Raw genomic sequence first — 20,018 nt, 5'->3', positions numbered from 1 at the left:
AATAATATGAATACAGACAAACAGATCGAGGATAAGATTGACTTAATTTCCATCATAAAAGTATTGTGGAAATCTAAAAAGTTATTTATTGAAGTTTGCAGTATAGCTTTGATAATTGGAGTTATAGTGTCGTTTAGTATACCCAAAACATACAAGGCAGAAGTTGTTTTGGCTCCAGAATTATCATCAGGCATGAATTTGTCTGGAAGTTTAAGCGATATCGCATCAATGGTAGGTATAAATGTGGGTAATTCTAATGGCGCAATAGATGCTATATATCCTGAATTATATCCTGAGATAGTTCAATCCGTACCATTTGTTACAGAGCTATTTTCTGTAAAAATTTCTACACAAAACAGTGGTTTAAAAGACATTGACCTCTACACATATTTAAAAAGCTATCAGAAAAATACGTGGTGGTCTAAAATGATTGGCGTAGCAACCTCTCTGTTTAAGAAACAAGATGCCAATGCTAAAAATGAGGAAAAAGTAGATAATTTTAAGCTCAATAAAGAGCAGGATGATATATTGCAAAACATCTCACAAACAATAAAATGTAATGTAGATAAAAAGACCAGTCTCATTACTATATCTGCGGTTACACAAGACCCGCTAGTATCGGCAACATTAGCAGACACGGTCAGAGCTAAAATACAGCAATATATTACAGACTATAGAACAAAAAAAGCAAAAAATGATTTGCTCTATATGCAGAAGCTTTGCACAGATGCAAAAGCACAATATACAAAGGCACAACAATTGTATAGTTCATATTCTGATGCTAACGAGGATGTTATATTGACATCGTTCAAGACTAAACAGGAAGAAATGGAAAATGAAATGCAACTACGTTATAACATTTACAATCAATGTGCACAACAACTTCAAATGGCTAAAGCCAAAGTGCAAGAACGTACCCCAGCCTTCACTGTAATAAAACCTGCTACAGTTCCACTTAAGAAAGATGGACCAAAGAGAATGACTATTATAATAGCATACATCTTTGCAGCTTTTGTGTTTACTAGCATATATGTCCTTTATAGGGATGCATCTAAAAAATCATAGTCATATATAGTATATGTATTTTGCCATTATAGGAATTATATCATTATTTGTATTTCTCGAAATGTTCAACAAGGACATTATCGAGAAATACAAGTATGTATTTGCCTTTACTTGCTTTGCACTCTTAGTTTTCCAAGACGGCTTTAGATGGGAAACTGGAACCGATTGGGATCCATACCACAATTTCTTTGAAGAACTCACCATATCAGAGCAGCCAGAAGATTCGGAATTTGACATAGGTTATGTCTATTTTACGTATTTTATAAGAACATTGACAGACAATTATACGGTTTTTCTCACGATATACGCCATTCTTTTTTACGGATCATTCTTCTATTTAATATTTAAAGCATCCAAGTACCCATTCACATCGCTTCTGGTATTCTACATGTGTACAGTATACTATTTGGGAATGAATCGCCAATTTATGGCTATGATGTTGTATGCTATAGGTCTTGTTAAAATGATAGAAAACAAAAAAGGCATATACATATTCATGATTCTTCTTGGAGCTTTCTTCCACAAAACAATTTTGATGGGATTAATTGCATTATTCCTTAACAAGAAACTCAATACGATATGGGTTATAGGAATACTAGCCATCACGATGCTTATTGCAGCTTCGGGCATTATAAACAGACTACCTATCGGACTATTCGCCCTTTTAGGTGACCAAGCTGGCGATAAAATGGAATATTATTCGATAAATGGAGATGCAACCAGTATGGCATCCATGCTTTTAGCTACCATTCGAAGGCTAATATGGATTGTTCCACTCATGGTCTTTGAAAAAAGAGTAGAAGATAAGCCTCAAGGTTACCACCTCTTCTTCAACTTATATTTAATTGGAACCGTGTTTTACATTCTCTGTAACGGCACTATTCTACAAATCATTGTAAGTAGAGCTCTCATATATTTCAATATCATGGAGATGTTTTTGGTCCCAGTAGCTTTCACTTTGCTTCGACCTAATTATGGAAAATTGATTGCTACTTTTTTACTGGTTGCATATACAATCTTCTTTACATTTAAAGGCTTTGCAGGGTATGGTGAAGGAACCGATTACTTCCTTCCATATAAAGGTATTTTTATAAACACAGACTATAATCGACAATATACAAGATAATAATATGCCATCTTTAAAACAGAATTTTATATACAATGCCATACTTACCATGAGTGGATACATATTTCCACTCATGGTATACCCTTATGTATCCCGAATACTTGGTGTTAGCAATATAGGAGCATGCAACTTTGTTGATAGTATCGTAGAATATTTTACGATTATATCTATGATGGGAATGAATACTATAGGCATTAGAGAAATAGCAAAGTGCAAGGGCGACAGAAAAAAGCTAGACAGGACCTTCTCGCAATTGTTCTCCCTAAATACTATATCAACATTGATTGCCGTCGTATCTTTAATTTTAGCAACATTATTAATATCCAAGTTTTCTGATTACAAGGAATTACTATATATTGGAATAGGCAAATTATTTTTTAATTATTTACTCATAAATTGGTTTTTCCAAGGATTGGAAAATTTCAAGTATATCGCAATCAGAACTATACTTATAAAAGTTCTGTTTGTTGTATCAGTTTTTATATTTGTAGGTACCCAAGACGATACAAAGATATATTATTTTCTAATATTTTTAACCTTTGCAGGAAATGCTTTGGTTAATCTTTGGTATGCAAAAAAGATAGTTACATTCCGCTTTACATTCCATATTTCGAAGTCAATTATTTTGTCTTTTATTATGTTAGGAGTATATTGGTTAATGAACTCTATGTATTCGACATTTAATGTAGCATATCTAGGCTTTATTGCCAATGATACAGAAGTCGGATACTATACGACAGCCAATAAATTGTTACTAGTAATCATGACTTTCTTTACCACGGTCACTTCTGTATTAGTACCCAGAATAAGTAATGTACTTTCTTCCAACACAAAAAAAGGTATGATGCAAGCTAAAGAACTTATTAACAAGGCGATAAATGCATTGTTATTATTTGTTATTCCACTTATAATACTTGTGGTGTATTTTAGCAAAAGCATAATTTCAATTATGGCGGGAACTGGTTATGAGGGAGCAATCTTACCTCTTCAAATTATGGCACCATTATTTTTCTTAATCGGATATGACCAAATCATAGTTCTTCAGACACTATTACCGTTAAACAAGGATAAGATTATATTGAGGAACTCATCTTTAGCTGCAGCTGTTGGTATAACAACCAATATCTTATTAGTTCCTAAATTCGGATCTATTGGATCTGCAATGGTCTTAATATTAGCGGAAATGGTAGTTCTCACAACTTCTCAGTATAGCGTAAAAAAGTATTTAGGATTAAGTTTCCCTTATGTTAATTTAGTCAAGAATGCCATAATTATGAGTCCTCTATCTCTTATTTGCTATGGCATCAAAAGTATCATTTATTCTGAAATATTCGCGTTTGCTTTATGCTGTATATTGTGCATCGCATACGTTCTTATAGCAGGTGTTTATATATTAAAAAATAAGGATTTGGCATCTACTGTAAGTAAAATATTTTAATAGGCAAAAAAATAACAACAAAATGATAATGTTATGGATATATCAATCATTATAGTAAATTTCAATACTGCCAAAATGACAGGAGAGTGCATTGCCAGCATTTACAAGCATATCCATGGAATAGATTTTGAGATTATACTCGTAGATAACAATTCTACAGATAACTCTGTTGCATATCTTAAAGAAAAATTTCCAGATATGGAACTCATCTCATTAAAAGAAAACATTGGGTTTGGCAGAGCAAATAATTGTGGGGCAAAAAAAGCAAAAGGTAAATATCTTTTCTTGTTAAATTCCGATACATTGCTCTTTGACAATGCTTTGTTTTCATTTTTTAATTTTTGCGAAAAGCATAACAAAACACTAAGTATAGGTGTTGTTGGAGGAATGCTATTAAATACAAAAGGAGAACAATTTGAGTCATTTGATAGATTTCCAAGATACACAAGTGAACTGGCAAAATTACTTGCAATACACACATCAAGCGATAATTACGTTAAGACACTTTTTGATCAAAATCAAGAGTGTGCCTACTTTCCTGTTGACTATGTTTGTGGTGCTGATATGTTTATTGAAAGAAAACTATTTGACGAAATCGGAGGATTTGACAAGACTTTCTTTATGTACTTCGAAGAATCGGATATGCAAAAAAGATTACATGACATGGGGAAAACAAATTATATTTTGAAAGATATAAAAATTTTGCATTATGGTGGTGGCAGCGAAAAGAAAACACTGTCTTTAAAAAAACGAACAATTGTAAGTACCAGTTGTTTGACTTACATGAAAAAGCATCATAATGCTATATCATATAAGATATTTAAATTGCTTTTTCTCGTTATAGAGACTGGTAAATTCTTTATAAAAGGTAATTTTTCTGAGTGCAAAGAGTATGTATCAAAAATTAGATTAATTTAAGTAGACATAAAAATGAAGATTACGTATTTTTATAGAAATCATAAAGCTGGTTATAGTATAAAAAAAGTATCCGATTTGTTTGTAAACCAGATAGAAGACAAAGAAGTCTTCGAAATGCCATCTCAGTATGCATCACCAAAAAGCATATTGAAAAATATGTGGTATACATTTAAGCACCGCAATAAGACTGGCATCAATCATATCACAGGAGATGTTCACTATTGCATCATCCCTTTAATGTTTTGTAAAACAGTATTAACAGTTCATGACGCATGCGTTTATGACAATTCAAGGGGACTCAAAAAACTTATCATGAAGTTATTTTGGTTTAAACTCCCTTTGTTATTAGCCAATAGAATTGTGTGCATATCAGAAGAAACGAAGAATGCTATCACCCGTTTTACGAACCGAAAAGACATACAAGTTGTATACAACGCTATGGACCCTGGAATTGAATATGTCCCAAAAGAGTTTAATACGACATGCCCTAACATTCTTTTGATAGGCACTAGTTGGAACAAAAATATTGAGCGCACAATAGCTGCATTAAAAGATGTTAGTTGCAAAGTGACAATAATCGGGAAATTAACGAATCAGCAAAAGAAGATTATTCTTAATTGCGATATTGAAATAACCAATAAGACAGACTTAACAGATGCTGAAATCATAAATGAATACATTAATGCTGATATTATTAGCTTTTGCTCTGAATATGAGGGATTTGGCATGCCTATAATAGAAGCAAACGCAACTGGAAGAGTTGTTGTCACCTCAAACCTTCCACCAATGACAGAAGTTGGTGGACAGGCAGCATTTTACGTTAATCCATTTGATGTAGACGACATCAAACAGACTATAATAAAAGTGATAGCCGACGAAGAATCTAGAAATGAGCACATAGCTCTAGGTCTAGAAAACACAAAAAGATTTTCACTTTGTAATATGGTTGCTCAATATAAGAAGATTTATAAGTCATTAATTTAAAGTATAATAGATAATTAAATTGTTGAAATAATGAAAGTAATAATAGATAATCTTGTATTTGCTTGGCAAAAGTCTGGAGGCATTTCCGTGGTTTGGTATGAGCTCATAAAACGTATGCTAAAATGTAGTTCCTTAACTGATAGAATTAGTTTTATTAACACAATAGGAACCAACAACAATATTTTCTATAATCGTCTATGCATACCAGCTAAGCTCATTTTAGAAACGAAAAATAGAGCGGGATTTAATATGAAACGCTATTTGCCTATACAAGTGAAATATAATGCTCCATTTATTTTTCACTCTACATATTATAGAGTATGTATGAACCGTAAAGCCATCAATATCATTACAGTTCACGACTTTACCTATGAGCGCTATGCGAAAGGATTGAAAAAAGCCATCCATGGATTAACTAAAAAGTTTGCAATAAAAAAGGCAGACTATGTAATATGCATTTCTGAAAATACAAAAATGGATTTAATTAAATATAATCCTAGTATAGACAAGGACAAGATTCTTGTTATCTATAATGGTGCCTCTGATGATTTCTTTGTTATTAATAATGAATTAGCTAGATATACTAAAGAGAGAGAACAATTTTTAGTGTTCGTTGGCAATAGAGTACATTACAAGAATTTCGAGTTAGCTTGCAAAGTTGCAGCAGAAGCAAAGATTAAGCTAAAGATTGTGGGAAGCAAACTCACTAATGAAGAACAAATAAATACGCAGCAAATTCTAGGTGACAATTATGAAGAGTTGGGATATATCACCAATGATGAGTTAAACGAACTCTATAATGCAGCTTTTGCCTTAATTTATCCTTCTTCATACGAAGGATTTGGCTTGCCGATTGTAGAAGCACAAAAATCAGGCTGCCCTGTTCTAGCATTAAAAAATTCTTCAATAGAAGAAATCATAGGAGATAAGGAACAGTTAATAGATAGTCCATCTATCAATCATTTCATTAGACAAATTAATAAATTGAAAGATGATACATATCGCCAGCAAATAATAAAAAAAGGAATTAAAAATGCTGAGACATACTCGTGGGAGAAAACTTTTCTGAAATACCTTGACTTGTATAACGAGATAGAAAGAAAATTCGAGTTTAGAGCCTAGCTCTAAACTCGAAGATCTTATACAAATATTTCAAACAGACAAGCAAGGAATTGGTGTAAAGGCCATTGTCACGACAAGCCTTTATATCCTCCTTGATAAGCGTAAGGCGACTTCTTGCATTGCTGTTACTTGCACCACCTGTACGCATGGTAACAAAATCCTTAGCTATGTATTTAGCCACTATCTTATGCTTTTTGAAGAGACGAACCATCATCTCATAATCAGCTCCAATCTTGTAATCCAAACTATATAACCCCGCCTTGTCGAAAACCTCACGTTTGCAATAAAAGGAAGGATGAGCGGGCATGAAACCAAAACGAAGCCAAAATGGAGAAAATAATCTTGAAGAATAATACCTCACACATTTGCCTAAATCAGCATCATGAACAAAATGAATATCACCATAAACTGCATCAACAGAATGATTCATGAAATTATCAGCTACTGTCTGCAATACATTTTCATCCGTATAAAAATCATCAGAATTCAAAATTCCCACAACATCACCGGTTGCCATTCTGATTCCTTTATTCATCGAATCATAAATTCCCTTGTCTTTTTCTGAAATCCACTTCAATCTACCCTTGAAAGCGACTTGATATTCCTTCACAATATCAACAGAATTGTCTGTAGAACCTCCATCGACAACAATATATTCAAAATCTGGATATGTTTGACGAAGTACAGATTCTACAGTATGCCTGATTGTCTTACCGCTATTATAAGAGGCTGTAATTATACTAATTTTCATTTCATCTCATTAATTATTATTTGAATAGATTCATCTCACTAAGCAAAAGTGCAAGACTATCTTTCTGCAAATTTACATCTTTTGTATGAAACTGCCAAACTTTTATGATTATTTTATGCCTGCAGATAAAAATATTGGTTGTTGATGCAATAAATAACTACATTTAAGGTTATTAATAAAATAAGAGAAAAAATAAAATACTAAATAATGACACAAATATTGTTACCCATTATAGGGTCTTTCCTGCTCAGCGCTTGCTGCGGATTCCTGTTTATCCCTGCATTATTGCGTTTCTGCAAGCAAAAGAATCTATACGATTTGCCCAGCCTTAGAAAGGTGCACCATACAATGATTCCGCGACTTGGAGGTATTGCATTCATACCCAGCATGATCATTGCAGCAGTCATCGTCATGTATACTATGACTTCCAACACAATGAATGGCAAAATCCAAATCAGCCTATGGAGCATGGGCTTTCTACTCAGCTTACTCCTGGTTTATGCTGCAGGAATAGTGGATGACATCATAGGGCTGAATGCCAATATCAAGTTTTTCATCCAGATTGTTGCAGCTTCCATATTACCGCTGTGTGGACTCTGCATCAATAATCTGTATGGTCTTCTGGGAATATACGAAGTGCCTGCATGTATAGGAATACCGCTAACCGTATTTCTCATCGTCTTTATTGACAATGCAATAAACCTGATTGATGGCATTGACGGCTTGGCAGCCAGCTTGTCATTGATAGCATTATGCGGCTTTGTATATTGCTTCATGCAGTATAGTCTTACAGCTTACGAAGTAATGATTTCAGGATTAATAGGTGTATTGGCTACTTATCTCTACTTCAATGTTTGGGGAAATTCAGCAAAGGGCACGAAAATATTCATGGGTGATTCAGGCAGTCTTACCCTGGGTTTTATCCTGGCTTTCCTGTTCGTAAAATCAATAGCCGTAAGCCCTAACGTAATGCCTATTTCCATGGGAAGAGTTTTCCTGGCTTACAGTCTACTGATAGTCCCAACATTTGATGTCGTGAGAGTAGTATTACATCGTATACGCAAGAAGAAACCGATTTTCAGTCCTGATAAAAGCCATATACATCATAAACTGATGCAACTGGGCATGAACCAGCATCTTGCGCTGATAAGTATCATCCTACTAGCCTTGCTTTATATCATCATCAATCTGTTGATGTATAACTGGGGCTGTAATTTGACCATTACAATGGTTGCAGATATAGTAATCTATATCCTACTCCATTTGCTCATTAATAAAGGTATCAGGAACAAAGCTATCATTTCATGAAAGAAAAAGAAAAGACATACATAGATAAGAGTAGTTTTATCGAACGGTTTGTAAAGCGTTCGATAGACTTCTTCTTGTCTGGAGGATGTTTAATAATCTTCTCTCCTCTTTTCGCTATTATTGCCTTAGCTATCAGACGGGAGGATGGACTACCTGTCATTTATAGCCAGGAACGAATCGGGCGGTACGGAAAGCCCTTTCATATATATAAATTCCGCTCAATGAAAATAGATGCAGAAAAAGACGGGCCCAACCTATTGGAAACTAGCGGAGACCCCAGACTGACAAAGGTGGGAAGATTCTTGAGAACACATCATTTGGACGAACTACCTCAGCTCTGGAATGTCCTGAAGGGAGATATGGCTTTTATCGGTCCGCGTCCGGAACGTAAGTATTACATAGACCAAATCATTGAGCAAGATCCTAGATATAAATACTTGTATCAGATAAGACCGGGAGTAACTTCCTATGCAACCCTATACAATGGATATACTGATACAATGGAAAAGATGTTGAGGCGATTAGAGCTAGACCTTTACTATCTGGAGCATCGCTCATGGTGGTTTGATACTAAAATTCTGGTTAAGACCTTTATCAACATCATTTTCGGCAAAAAGTTCTAGTTTCCTTTTGAAACTAGAACTTTTTAAAATTCAATCTTAAATCTTTTGTAAGAAGAATCATTTTATTACCACTCAATTTCTCCTTATAATATGACTCTACCAAGTGGTTAATTCCACATTGTCGAAGAGTTTCGTTGATTTCTGTGATGGGAATATCCCCACCATTCTCTACATCTTGATGCCCATGATTCTTATAGGGAGAAGAAAGTATAAGACTATCGGAAGTCTGACGGAAACGGAAATTAAAACTTCCTCCCTTGTAATTATTCACTGTCAGCAACTTATACTGTACTCCCCAGAACACCCGCTGATTGCTATAGTCACATCTGCCCCCAGTGGCCAGTGTATCAACACTCTCCAAATGCCAGAATCCATCAAGATCGCCATTATCACTGCTATCTACTTCGCAAGAATTCAACAATGCACTACCCAGCATCAACATCAGCAAAAAACAAACATATTTCATATTTTTTATCATATCTTTATGCATCTTTGGTTAAACTAATCATTTTAACAACCCCTTCTTGGATATGGTTAATTGGAATCCCGCATTGTGTCCCAACATCAGATTACTTCCAAAATCCATTCCATAACCAGCCTTGACACACCAGCCATGATTAAAATCATACTGCGATTCCAACAAGAAACTCACATTGTGATGCTCCTTCGTAAAAGGCTCCTGATAAGTACCCCAACCTTTCTGATACGTAGCCAAAGCTCGGTATCCCAATCGTTTTGCCGGGTGGCCGTCAAATCCTAAATGGTAAGCTATGAAACGATTATCCTTTACATAAATTCTACCATCCGTATTATATATAGGTGAACGGAAAAGAGGATTGCCGATTACTTGACCCCAATGTTGCCAACCATTGTAAATACCGTGGTTATAATAATTATCCGTACCTGCTATATGGTCAGGAATATTCATTGTATGGTCGTGATAGATTGGTCCACTCTGATATTTCGTATAAAGGTATTCAAAGACTACATTTTGCAACCAATGTGTATTCTTTAAATTCAACTCTATTCCCCACAACATGTCCTTTAAATCATAACGGAAGAAACGGAACTTCTCTTTTTTCGTCCAGTTAGATTGTTCACCATAACCATCATAATCCAGAAGGAACATTTGGCTATGATCCTCAAAGAAATGATCCAAATAGGCATGAAGCGCCCATTTCTTGGCATTATAGTTAACGCGCATAACCCAAGAACCCAACTGATTGCCTGCTATATTTGGGTATTTCTCCCCATCAGTAGCATCGGAACCACCTGGAACAAACGCATGCCAAAATCCATTCAAACCCTTTTCTGTCGGTATCTGCACCTTTACACCATTATCCAGCCGATAGAGATTTCCTCCAAACTCAGCGCCCATTTCCAAACCTAGTTCTACGCTCCAAGGACTGTTCTTCCTCTGATTTTCTATCTTAAGATAACCCGCCTTGCTATGAAAAAGGACATGATCGGCATATTTGGATTGACAAGAAGTAAATGCGTGCTGCCAATGATCATCGGTCATTATTCCATAAGAGACATGACCTTTGAACTGCAACCAACCTTTCAGGAAAGGAAGCGTGATATATTCTGGTAAAGCGAATCGGACTTGAGGTATTGGACGGGCATTAATACCTAATGCCTGACTGCCGCTTGATAAAGTCTGATTCTTTAATTCCATAGGAAATTCCTTAGATCCTATAGTCATTGTTCCATGAAGCCAGCGAACCTCGGCAAAAGCTTGCTGGACAATAAAATGACTTGTATAATTAACCGGAACAGCAATATCCAAGCCATAACCTACAGCCCAGCGACGGGCTGAATCTGATTCCATAGGACGAACCAGGCTTCCACGTAAATAGCCATTGCATTCTTCCAGAGAGCTGAGTCCATGCTTATTTGCATTAAGCCATAATGGAGTTTTACCTTTAGAGAAAGTCCCCTGCATTTCAGCTTTCCATTCAATATTGCTAGAAAGATTCATCTTACTTACACCCTCACCTTTCTGTTCTACATTCTGCGCATACACTACAGGAGAAAAGAAGGACAAAACTGCAAGAAATGGTTTAATATTCTTCATTTTGATTACTTTTTTATATGATAAAAATTCCACTCACTTCTATTATATCTATTTGATAAACGATTTCTTTTGCCTTTTATCATATCTATTCATTAAACAGTAAAAATTGTCGTAAAAGACTATAGAAGTTGTTGAAAAAGACCGTAAGTTTCACCGATATAGATAATATCTGAAACCGCACAACAGCTGTTGTGCACTTGCATAGCAGCTGATATGCACACGCATAACAAGTGATGTGCAAGCGTATAACTCCTGCTATGCAGTGACCGAAATCATTTTGGGCTGCCTAAAAAATCGCCTCACCGATAATTCGGCAAGGCGATTATAAGTTTATATCATCCTATGTGATTACTTGCTCTCTTCCTCAGCCTTCTTGGTCTCAGGTGCATTAGGACCATAGTAACCATAGTAAGCCTGGTAGCGAGTGTAACCCCAGTTAGCCTGTGCCTTCTCAGGATCGAGTTCCTTAGCCTTATCAAGAATCTTGATAGCCTCCTGATAAACCACCTTACGACCCTGAACAGCCTGGATTTCACCAGCCTTGCTGTTATAGCAAGCACCAAGATATGTCATAACAACAACGTTGTCTGGCTTTGCCTCGAGAGCCTGCTTGAGGCACTTGATAGCGTTGTTAGCATCATTCTTCTGGATATACATCATACCCTTGTTGGCAAGAGCTACGAAGTTCTTAGGATCCTTAGCGATAGCTGCATCCAAAAGCTCAGTCTGCTCTTTCTCCATCTTCAAGGCAGAATACATAGAGTTCAAGCCATCGAGCATTACCTCATTAGATGGATCCTTAGTATAGAGATCCTTCAGCTTGTTAACGTAGTTCAAAGAGTCTTCCTTAGTCTTCAAACCATCCTTCATTACATAGAGCTTGAGGTTAAGAGCATCCTTAGCCTCCTTCTCGCTTGTCATGGCAATGTCGCAATACTTCTCGCAACGAGCAGCATCCTTAGCCTGATAAGCATAACGAGCTGCGAAGAGAGCAACCTGACCAATATACTCCTTCTCACCTTCCTTCTGCTTAGCATCAATAGATGCGAAGAGAGGCTCAGCATCAGTATCCAAGAATGCACCCCAATACTTCAAAACTTCATCAGCCTTATTGTTCTGAGCTGCAGCCTGACCTGCATTTACAAGCTGCTGGCGAGCAGCCCAAACACGTGATGCATTGCCCTTGAACTTAGGAGCAACCTTACCCTTAGCATTAGGAAGCTGATCGTACTTATAGCACTCAATAGCATTCATCAATGCATTGTAAGCACCCTCATTCATAGCATTCTCATCCACTGGATCATTTTTCTTCATGATTTGGTTGGTCTGCTGAATAGACTGCTGATCGTTGAAATCCTTCATACCAAGGTCTACCAACTTGTTGTAAGCCTTAGCCTTCTCGGCATCATTAGCAAACTGACCCAAGTTCTGCTTTACCAAAGCCTCAGCCTCAGCATAAGTCTTTGCCTTCATGACAGCCTTGAGTGCATCACTGTCACCTGCGAATGCTGATGTGGCACCTAGTACCAACATAGCAGCTACGATTAACTTTTTCATTTTGTTTAAAGTTTAAAAAGTTGAAATTTATATTTTTTTACGCTTCGTCAATATAATATGAACGAGTGTTCAGGGGATTACTCCTGAACATTCTCGTCATCTTGATTCTCCAACTCAGCTTCTGCCTCAGCTGCTTCTTCAGCAGTCTTGGCACCAACTGTATCGTTTTCTATTTCCTCGCTCTTCTTTGCCCAAGCTGAACGGCTCTCCTCTTCTACAGAAGCTTCGAGTTCTGAACTCATCACCTTACATACGCTGGCAATGACATCATTCTTCTTAGCCAAATTGATGAGGCGGACACCCTGTGTAGCACGACCCATGATACGGCAATCGGCAACAGCAAGACGAATCACGATTCCACTCTGATTGATAATCATGAGGTCGTTATCATCGGTTACGTTCTTGATAGCTACCAGACGACCGGTCTTTTCTGTAATGTTAAGAGTCTTCACACCCTTACCGCCACGGTTGGTTACACGGTAATCTACTACGTCAGAACGCTTACCATAACCCTGCTCGCTGACAACCATCACGGTTTCCTTCTCAGGATCATTGACTACAATCATACCAATCAAAGCATCATCACCCTCATCGAGACGCATACCGCGAACACCGGTAGAAGTACGTCCCATGGTACGGATCTGATTCTCATCAAAACGAACGGCACGACCGTTTCTGTTGGCAAGAATCAACTCGTTATGACCATTTGTCAAACGAACATCTACCACCTCATCACCCTCTACGATGTTGATAGCAATCACACCGTTAGTACGTGGACGTGAATATGCCTCGAGACATGTCTTCTTCACTGTACCGTTCTTGGTAGCAAAGACAACATAGTGATTATTGATAAATTCGGCATCATTCAAGCCTCTCAGGCGGAGGAATGCATTTACCTGATCATCATTCTCGATATTGAGGAGGTTCTGGATAGCACGACCCTTTGAATTGCGGTCGCCCTCTGGAATCTCATAGCACTTGAGCCAGTAGCAACGTCCCTTCTTGGTAAAGAACAGCATGGTCTGGTGCATAGTTGCAGGATAGATATACTCAGTGAAGTCCTTATCACGAGTACGTGCACCCTTAGAACCTACACCTCCACGAGCCTGTTCACGGAACTCTGACAATGGAGTACGCTTGATATAACCAAGGTGACTCACGGTAATAACCACAGGATCATTTGGATAGAAATCCTCTGGATTGAACTCATGATCATCTGGCTTAATCATGGTACGGCGAGCGTCACCATACTTATCCTTCACCTCATTGAGTTCATCCTTCATTACCTTCTTGCAAAGCTCAGGGTCATTCAAGATCTGATTCAAGTAATCGATGGTCTTCATCAACTCATTGAACTCGTTATGCAACTGTTCCAGACGCAAGCCTGTCAACTGACTGAGTCGCATATCAACGATTGCCTTACTCTGCAGTTCATCCAGTTCAAAACGCTTCTCCAAGTTGCGCTGAGCATCAGATGGAGTCTTGCTGGCACGAATGATATGTACTACCTCATCAATATTATCACAAGCGATAATCAGACCTTCAAGAATGTGAGCACGCTCCTGTGCCTTCTTCAACTCGAACTGAGTACGACGGATTGTTACATCATGACGATGATCAACGAAGTACTTCACGCATTCCTTCAAACTCAAAAGGCGCGGACGACCATTGACAAGAGCAATGCAATTCACTGAGAATGAACTCTGAAGAGCTGTCAACTTGAAGAGTTTGTTCAAGAGAACATTGGCATTGGAATCACGCTTTACATCGACAACGATTCGCATACCCTGACGGCCGGACTCATCATTTACGTTAGCAATTCCATCTACTTTGCCTTCCTTGGCAAGATCGGCAATTGCCATTACGAGCTGCTCCTTGTTAACTCCGTAAGGAATCTCAGTGATTACGATCTTATCATGACTTTCACCACTTTCAATTTCAGCAGTAGCACGAACCACGATTCTACCCTTACCTGTCTCGTAGGCATCCTTCACTCCCTGGATACCATAGATAGTAGCACCTGTAGGGAAATCTGGTGCAGGAATATACTGCATCAAGCCATCTGTATCGATATCAGGATTATCGATATAAGCACAGCAACCATCAATCACCTCGCCCAAGTTATGGGTAGGGATATTTGTAGCCATACCTACAGCAATACCATTACCGCCATTCACAAGGAGATTAGGAATCTTTGTTGGCATGACGGTAGGTTCCTGAAGAGTATCATCAAAGTTGTTCATCATGTCAACGGTCTCCTTATCGAGGTCGTCCATGATGTGTTCACCCATCTTTGAAAGACGGCACTCTGTATAACGCATAGCAGCAGGAGAGTCGCCATCCACAGAACCGAAGTTACCCTGTCCGTCGATGAGAGTATATCGCATATTCCATTCCTGGCCCATTCGAACCAAGGCACCATATACGGAAAAGTCACCGTGTGGGTGGTACTTACCGAGCACCTCACCTACAACACGCGCACATTTCTTATATGGTTTGTCACTGGTGTTTCCAATTCCCAGCATACCGTAAAGAATACGGCGGTGCACAGGCTTGAAACCATCACGTACATCAGGAAGGGCACGAGCCACAATCACTGACATCGAATAGTCGATGTAGCTAGACTTCATCTCCTCCTCAATGTTGATTTTCATGATTCTATCATGATCCATTGTCTGATTTTCGTCCATTTCTTATATTAATGTTTATGTATTTTTATTACCATGATTTTAATGGAAAATCGCTCAGAAGGGCATTTATTTGCGTTCTAAGCCGTTTTGCCTCTCCAAAAATCTCGACAAAGATACAAAAAAATATCCATACTCAAACGCTTTACAGGCAAAAAAAATGAATCTTTTAGCATTATTTGTCTTTTGAGGAAGAAAAAAAGTTGGCTGGAGGTTTGCAAATACCAAAATAATTTGTAACTTTGCACTACTTTATTAAAAAAGGAACATAGAATATGCAAAATCCATTTGAACATATACAGAAGATTCTAGCACAGTGTGGTGAGAATGTAGCTCGCCGCCATGGCAACAAGATTACGATAGAACATCTAATCTTGGAATTCGTGCGAAAGAATAAAGAGATAAACCACATATTGGAGACAGGATTCAGGGTCGACATCAACGTTCTTGAAAATTCACTCAATCAAGAAATTGCGAAAGAATCAAATTGCGACTCAGAAGAATCTGAACTGGGAACTCCTTCTTTGGACGCAACAGCTTCCGAGCTGATGCGTAGTGCAATTAAGGAGGCTTATATCTGCGACAATTCACCTTATGTGGAGCCTAAGCATGTACTTCTGGCTCTGCTGAAACAGAACAATAATCCTATTTCCAATTTTCTTTCCGGCAATGGAATCACCTACGATAGTCTCAGAGATTATCTGAAAAACCAGAACAGGAAAGCGGATGATGAAGCAAAACATCAGGCAGAAGAGATTGCTGAGGCTGAAGATTCAGAAATGGAACATGGAGAGATTACTGAAACAGACATAGAAGATACTCATGCAGAAAGTGAGTTGGCTGTAGATGAAAACAACGAGAATGACGCAGTTGAAACAGAAGAAGATATGGAACAGAAAAGTGAACGTCCGAAAGCTAACCTCCTGGATTCAGACGATGAGCCCCTGGACCTCAACAGCAATCCTGAAGACAATAAGAAAACGGCTAAGAAAGAGGAGAAAAAGACAAAGACAAACACTCCTTTCATCGACAAATATGGTCACGACTTAACTCAGGATGCAGCTAAGGGAATTCTCGACCCTATGGTTGGAAGAGAAAACGAGGTACAGAGAGTGATGGAGATTCTGGGACGCCGCAAGAAGAACAATCCTGTTCTCATTGGTGAACCAGGCGTGGGTAAGAGTGCTATCGTTGAAGGGTTAGCCCAACTCATCAAGAACCACCAGTCTGCCCCACTCCTCTTTGATAAGCGTGTCATCAGCCTCGATCTTACGGGTCTTGTCGCAGGCACTAAATATCGCGGTTCCTTCGAAGAGCGTATCAAGGGAATCGTGAACGAACTGGAGACGCACCCGGAAATAATCCTCTTCATCGATGAGATTCATACGCTCATCGGTGCAGGAGGAGCTGAAGGTGCCATGGACGCAGCCAACATCCTGAAACCGGCTCTGGCTCGTGGAGTAATACAATGCATCGGTGCAACAACACTGGATGAATATCGCAAGAGTATTGAGAAAGACGGTGCACTGGAAAGACGATTTCAAAAGATAATCATCAATCCGACAACGCCAGAGGAGACACTGCGGATACTTCATAACATCAAGAACACCTATGAGAAATTCCATGAGGTTACCTATAGTGATGAAGCATTGGAAGCATGTGTGAAACTGACTGACAGATATGTTACTGACCGTTTCTTCCCAGACAAGGCCATAGATATTCTTGACGAGGTCGGCTCGCGCGTACATCTTAAAAATGCAAGCATTCCTGATGACATTCTGGAATTGGAGCATAATATAGAAGTATTGATTACAAATAAGCAAAATGCTGTAGCGAATCAAAACTATGAATTGGCCGCTGCTTATCGTGACCAGCAAGCCCAAATGGAGAAGATGCTGACACGTGCCAGAGAAAAATGGCAAAACGGTGAAAGCGACAGTCATCGCACACCAGTAGAAGTAGATGACATTACTGCCGTGGTGAGCAAAATGACTGGTGTTCCGGTACAACGTATGGCTGAGGCTGAGAATAGCAGACTCTTGAAGATGGCAGAAAAATTGAAGAGTAAGGTCATCGCACAAGATAATGCCGTAGACAAGATTGTAAAAGCTATACAGCGCAATCGTATCGGCTTGCGAGATCCAAATCATCCAATAGGAGTATTCATGTTCCTGGGTCCTACAGGTGTTGGAAAGACATATCTGGCAAAAAAACTTGCTGAAGAAGTTTACGGAGATTCCAGTGCACTGATCCGCATAGACATGAGCGAATACGCTGATGAGTTCAACTCATCCAGACTGGTAGGTGCACCTCCGGGATACGTAGGATATAATGAAGGTGGTCAACTTACCGAGAAGGTTAGACGCAAGCCTTACAGCATCGTCTTACTCGATGAGATAGAGAAAGCTAGCGGCAAGATTTTCAACATGCTTCTGCAGGTACTTGACGAAGGTAGACTCACAGATGGCAATGGCCGTCTCATCGACTTCCGCAATACCATCATCATTATGACTTCAAATGCCGGAACTCGCCAGTTAAAAGAGTTCGGTAAAGGTGTCGGCTTCAAGTCTGGCAGTATAGGTAATGTTGCCACCATGTCGGATACGGACAAGGAATACGCCCGCAATGTGATACAGAAGAGTCTGAGCAAGCAGTTTGCACCGGAATTTCTGAATCGCCTTGACGAGATTATCACCTTCGACCAGCTCGACATCAATGCCATCAAGCGAATCATTGACCTGGAACTCAGTTCGCTCATCAAGCGCATCAACGATATGGGCTATGGCTTCCAGATAACAGAAAAGGCAAAGCAACTGGTTGCCGAGAAGGGATATGATGTACAATTTGGTGCTCGTCCATTGAAGCGCGCCATCCAAACCTATATAGAAGATGGAGTCTGCGAGCTGCTGATGCAGGGTAAATTGGAAAAAGGAAGCATCATCAATGTCGGGAAATGCCCTGGTAAGGATGAGTTGACTTTCAAATAAAAAAGGAAGAATCAATACACTTCATTAAATACATAAAGCGAAGCCCCTGTGCCTAAAAGAAGAGCACAGGGGCTTTACTTTTTAAAGTATCATTCTACAAGCTATTATTAAGCGCCATCAAGGCAAGTACAGCCTCATTGTATTCATTGATAACATCAGCTTGTTTCATTCTCATATCGATTGCCTCGTTCAAGGCATTCACATATTCCACATAATTGATTTCACCATTCTCATATTCCGTGGTACTCAGACGTACTATCTCATTGGCTTTATCAATATTCTCTCCGTTGTAATATTGCAACTTCTTCGTAGCATTCTGCAAACGGTTATACCCCAACCGGTAATCACGTTCTTTCTCGCGGCGTTCCTGTTGCATATTCAGCTCTGCCAGCTCCCGGTCTTTCCTTGCAGCCTTCACCTTGGCCTTGGTTGCCCCATAAAAAAGAGGTACACCCACACCAATTTCAAAACCGAAGAAATTACCCTCTGTAAAACGCTGACGGTCGATATGATATGGATCCCAACTGGAAATCAGCAACTGCGAACGCAAAGCCAGAGAAAGCGAAGGCGCATACCCAGTCTTGGCACTTTTTATCTCCTGATCGAGTACCTTCAGGCGGTCCTGCTGATACTGGGCATCAGCCGTCTGCTGATAATTAAACGAACTACTGATAGATGAATCCAATATAATAAGATGAGATTCTGACGGCAATATAGGCTGATCAGAATTCAGAAGATTCATTAAAATCATCTGTTGATTCTCTGCCTCCGACTTCACATTTCTCATCTCCACCTGATTCTCATTACGTAGACGCTCTGAGGTAAGTACTTCCAACTGGCGGGTTTCTCCCGCCTTGTATCGTTTGCCGGCAATATCACAATAACGATTCAGTATAGAATCAAGACGTTGAAGAATACTCAGACGATAGGTCTGATACAGCATCGCATAGTAAGTAGAAGCAATTTCCTGCTTCAACTGTTGCCTGGACACATTCAATCTACTCTTTTCAGCCTGCGTCTCTGCTTTCAACTGTTTCTTCCTAGCGGCATAGACAGTAGGAAAATCGATGCTCTGAGAAAAGGTAAGTCCATTATCTGTATCACCGCTCGAAGCAGGATTCTGAGAGAAAGCCACCTCGGTTTTATCTACATCCCAAGCTGTACCTTCCATTACCTTGGCACGTTCTATCGTTTTTCTCACTGCCTGAAGCGAGAGATTCTGCTGTTCAGCCAGATCAAAACACTGCTGCAAAGTCATTTTCTTCCCAGGCAGACTCGCATCAAAAAACTGGGCATGGACTGTTCCTGGCAGCAGCAATGTCATGACCGAGAATATTACCTTTCTAAATGTTCCTATATACTTCTTCATGATAAG

General features: G+C 38.9%; 15 protein-coding genes. 9 read left to right on the top strand and 6 right to left on the bottom strand.

Going from position 1 to position 20,018, the window contains the following annotated elements; translation table 11 throughout:
• The first annotated feature begins 6 nt into the window (after positions 1-6).
• The 6 genes from F7D73_RS14935 to F7D73_RS14910 are packed head-to-tail and all read left to right on the top strand — an operon-like array spanning position 7 to position 6,653.
• A complete protein-coding gene (locus tag F7D73_RS14935) occupies positions 7-1,065 on the top strand; it encodes a Wzz/FepE/Etk N-terminal domain-containing protein (RefSeq protein ID WP_153125989.1) in 1,059 nt (352 codons plus the stop codon).
• 13 nt (positions 1,066-1,078) lie between these two features.
• A complete protein-coding gene (locus F7D73_RS14930; protein WP_153125987.1) occupies positions 1,079-2,191 on the top strand; it encodes an EpsG family protein in 1,113 nt (370 codons plus the stop codon).
• A gap of 4 nt (positions 2,192-2,195) precedes the next feature.
• The gene (locus F7D73_RS14925) at positions 2,196-3,629 is read left to right on the top strand and encodes a flippase (RefSeq protein WP_153125985.1); all 1,434 of its coding nucleotides are present in this window, start codon (positions 2,196-2,198) and stop codon (positions 3,627-3,629) included.
• Between the two features lie 33 nt (positions 3,630-3,662).
• Positions 3,663-4,547, top strand: a complete 885-nt coding sequence (locus tag F7D73_RS14920) for a glycosyltransferase family 2 protein (protein ID WP_153125983.1) — start codon at positions 3,663-3,665, stop codon at positions 4,545-4,547.
• Positions 4,548-4,559: 12 nt separating this feature from the next.
• Entirely contained in the window at positions 4,560-5,531 is a 972-nt protein-coding gene (locus tag F7D73_RS14915) for a glycosyltransferase (RefSeq protein ID WP_153125981.1), read from the top strand.
• A gap of 30 nt (positions 5,532-5,561) precedes the next feature.
• Complete coding sequence (locus F7D73_RS14910) at positions 5,562-6,653, top strand: glycosyltransferase family 4 protein (protein ID WP_153125979.1); 1,092 nt, start codon at positions 5,562-5,564, stop codon at positions 6,651-6,653.
• Here the strand turns inward: F7D73_RS14910 and F7D73_RS14905 are convergent.
• Complete coding sequence (locus F7D73_RS14905) at positions 6,643-7,404, bottom strand: glycosyltransferase family 2 protein (RefSeq protein WP_153125977.1); 762 nt, start codon at positions 7,402-7,404, stop codon at positions 6,643-6,645. The two genes, F7D73_RS14910 and F7D73_RS14905, sit on opposite strands and share 11 nt — an antisense overlap.
• Before the next feature lie 348 nt (positions 7,405-7,752).
• Between F7D73_RS14905 and F7D73_RS14900 the strand changes: the two genes are divergently transcribed.
• Positions 7,753-8,712 carry an MraY family glycosyltransferase gene (locus F7D73_RS14900; protein WP_367383729.1) on the top strand — a complete coding sequence of 320 codons (960 nt, stop codon included), beginning with the start codon at positions 7,753-7,755 and terminating at the stop codon, positions 8,710-8,712.
• The gene (locus F7D73_RS14895; protein WP_153125973.1) at positions 8,709-9,335 is read left to right on the top strand and encodes a sugar transferase; all 627 of its coding nucleotides are present in this window, start codon (positions 8,709-8,711) and stop codon (positions 9,333-9,335) included. Before F7D73_RS14900 ends, F7D73_RS14895 begins: the two co-directional genes overlap by 4 nt.
• Before the next feature lie 13 nt (positions 9,336-9,348).
• On the opposite strand, the gene F7D73_RS14890 is transcribed toward F7D73_RS14895, so the two are convergent.
• From F7D73_RS14890 to gyrA, 4 genes are all read right to left on the bottom strand, one after another.
• Positions 9,349-9,813, bottom strand: coding sequence for a lipocalin-like domain-containing protein (locus tag F7D73_RS14890; RefSeq protein ID WP_153125971.1), 465 nt, complete (start codon positions 9,811-9,813; stop codon positions 9,349-9,351).
• Between the two features lie 27 nt (positions 9,814-9,840).
• A complete protein-coding gene (locus tag F7D73_RS14885) occupies positions 9,841-11,412 on the bottom strand; it encodes a capsule assembly Wzi family protein (RefSeq protein WP_228117765.1) in 1,572 nt (523 codons plus the stop codon).
• Positions 11,413-11,760: 348 nt separating this feature from the next.
• Positions 11,761-12,969 carry a hypothetical protein gene (locus tag F7D73_RS14880; RefSeq protein ID WP_153125969.1) on the bottom strand — a complete coding sequence of 403 codons (1,209 nt, stop codon included), beginning with the start codon at positions 12,967-12,969 and terminating at the stop codon, positions 11,761-11,763.
• Between the two features lie 77 nt (positions 12,970-13,046).
• Positions 13,047-15,659 (bottom strand): DNA gyrase subunit A, encoded by a 2,613-nt coding sequence (gyrA, locus tag F7D73_RS14875; RefSeq protein ID WP_153125967.1) that lies wholly within the window; start codon positions 15,657-15,659, stop codon positions 13,047-13,049.
• A 545-nt stretch (positions 15,660-16,204) separates the two neighbouring features.
• Here gyrA and F7D73_RS14870 point away from each other — a divergent pair.
• Positions 16,205-18,643: an ATP-dependent Clp protease ATP-binding subunit gene (locus F7D73_RS14870; protein ID WP_153126204.1), complete on the top strand. Its 2,439-nt coding sequence runs from the start codon at positions 16,205-16,207 to the stop codon at positions 18,641-18,643.
• 94 nt (positions 18,644-18,737) lie between these two features.
• Here F7D73_RS14870 and F7D73_RS14865 read toward each other — a convergent pair whose 3' ends face one another.
• Complete coding sequence (locus F7D73_RS14865; RefSeq protein ID WP_153125965.1) at positions 18,738-20,012, bottom strand: TolC family protein; 1,275 nt, start codon at positions 20,010-20,012, stop codon at positions 18,738-18,740.
• Positions 20,013-20,018 lie beyond the last annotated feature (6 nt).

Origin of the sequence: Segatella copri, from assembly GCF_009494395.1 — a bacterium.
Lineage (GTDB): Bacteria > Bacteroidota > Bacteroidia > Bacteroidales > Bacteroidaceae > Prevotella.
The sequence above is the reverse complement of the archived record's forward strand: the minus strand, read 5'-3'. Positions and strand labels throughout refer to the sequence as shown.

Coding starts and splice junctions, on each gene's coding strand:
- F7D73_RS14865 (WP_153125965.1), bottom strand. CDS start 20,012: ATGAAGAAGTATATAGGAACATTTAGAAAGGTAATATTCTCGGTCATG.
- gyrA (WP_153125967.1), bottom strand. CDS start 15,659: ATGGACGAAAATCAGACAATGGATCATGATAGAATCATGAAAATCAAC.
- F7D73_RS14925 (WP_153125985.1), top strand. CDS start 2,196: ATGCCATCTTTAAAACAGAATTTTATATACAATGCCATACTTACCATG.
- F7D73_RS14870 (WP_153126204.1), top strand. CDS start 16,205: ATGCGTAGTGCAATTAAGGAGGCTTATATCTGCGACAATTCACCTTAT.
- F7D73_RS14935 (WP_153125989.1), top strand. CDS start 7: ATGAATACAGACAAACAGATCGAGGATAAGATTGACTTAATTTCCATC.
- F7D73_RS14905 (WP_153125977.1), bottom strand. CDS start 7,404: ATGAAAATTAGTATAATTACAGCCTCTTATAATAGCGGTAAGACAATC.
- F7D73_RS14900 (WP_367383729.1), top strand. CDS start 7,753: ATGATTCCGCGACTTGGAGGTATTGCATTCATACCCAGCATGATCATT.
- F7D73_RS14910 (WP_153125979.1), top strand. CDS start 5,562: ATGAAAGTAATAATAGATAATCTTGTATTTGCTTGGCAAAAGTCTGGA.
- F7D73_RS14915 (WP_153125981.1), top strand. CDS start 4,560: ATGAAGATTACGTATTTTTATAGAAATCATAAAGCTGGTTATAGTATA.
- F7D73_RS14920 (WP_153125983.1), top strand. CDS start 3,663: ATGGATATATCAATCATTATAGTAAATTTCAATACTGCCAAAATGACA.
- F7D73_RS14880 (WP_153125969.1), bottom strand. CDS start 12,969: ATGAAAAAGTTAATCGTAGCTGCTATGTTGGTACTAGGTGCCACATCA.
- F7D73_RS14930 (WP_153125987.1), top strand. CDS start 1,079: ATGTATTTTGCCATTATAGGAATTATATCATTATTTGTATTTCTCGAA.
- F7D73_RS14885 (WP_228117765.1), bottom strand. CDS start 11,412: ATGAAGAATATTAAACCATTTCTTGCAGTTTTGTCCTTCTTTTCTCCT.
- F7D73_RS14895 (WP_153125973.1), top strand. CDS start 8,709: ATGAAAGAAAAAGAAAAGACATACATAGATAAGAGTAGTTTTATCGAA.
- F7D73_RS14890 (WP_153125971.1), bottom strand. CDS start 9,813: ATGATAAAAAATATGAAATATGTTTGTTTTTTGCTGATGTTGATGCTG.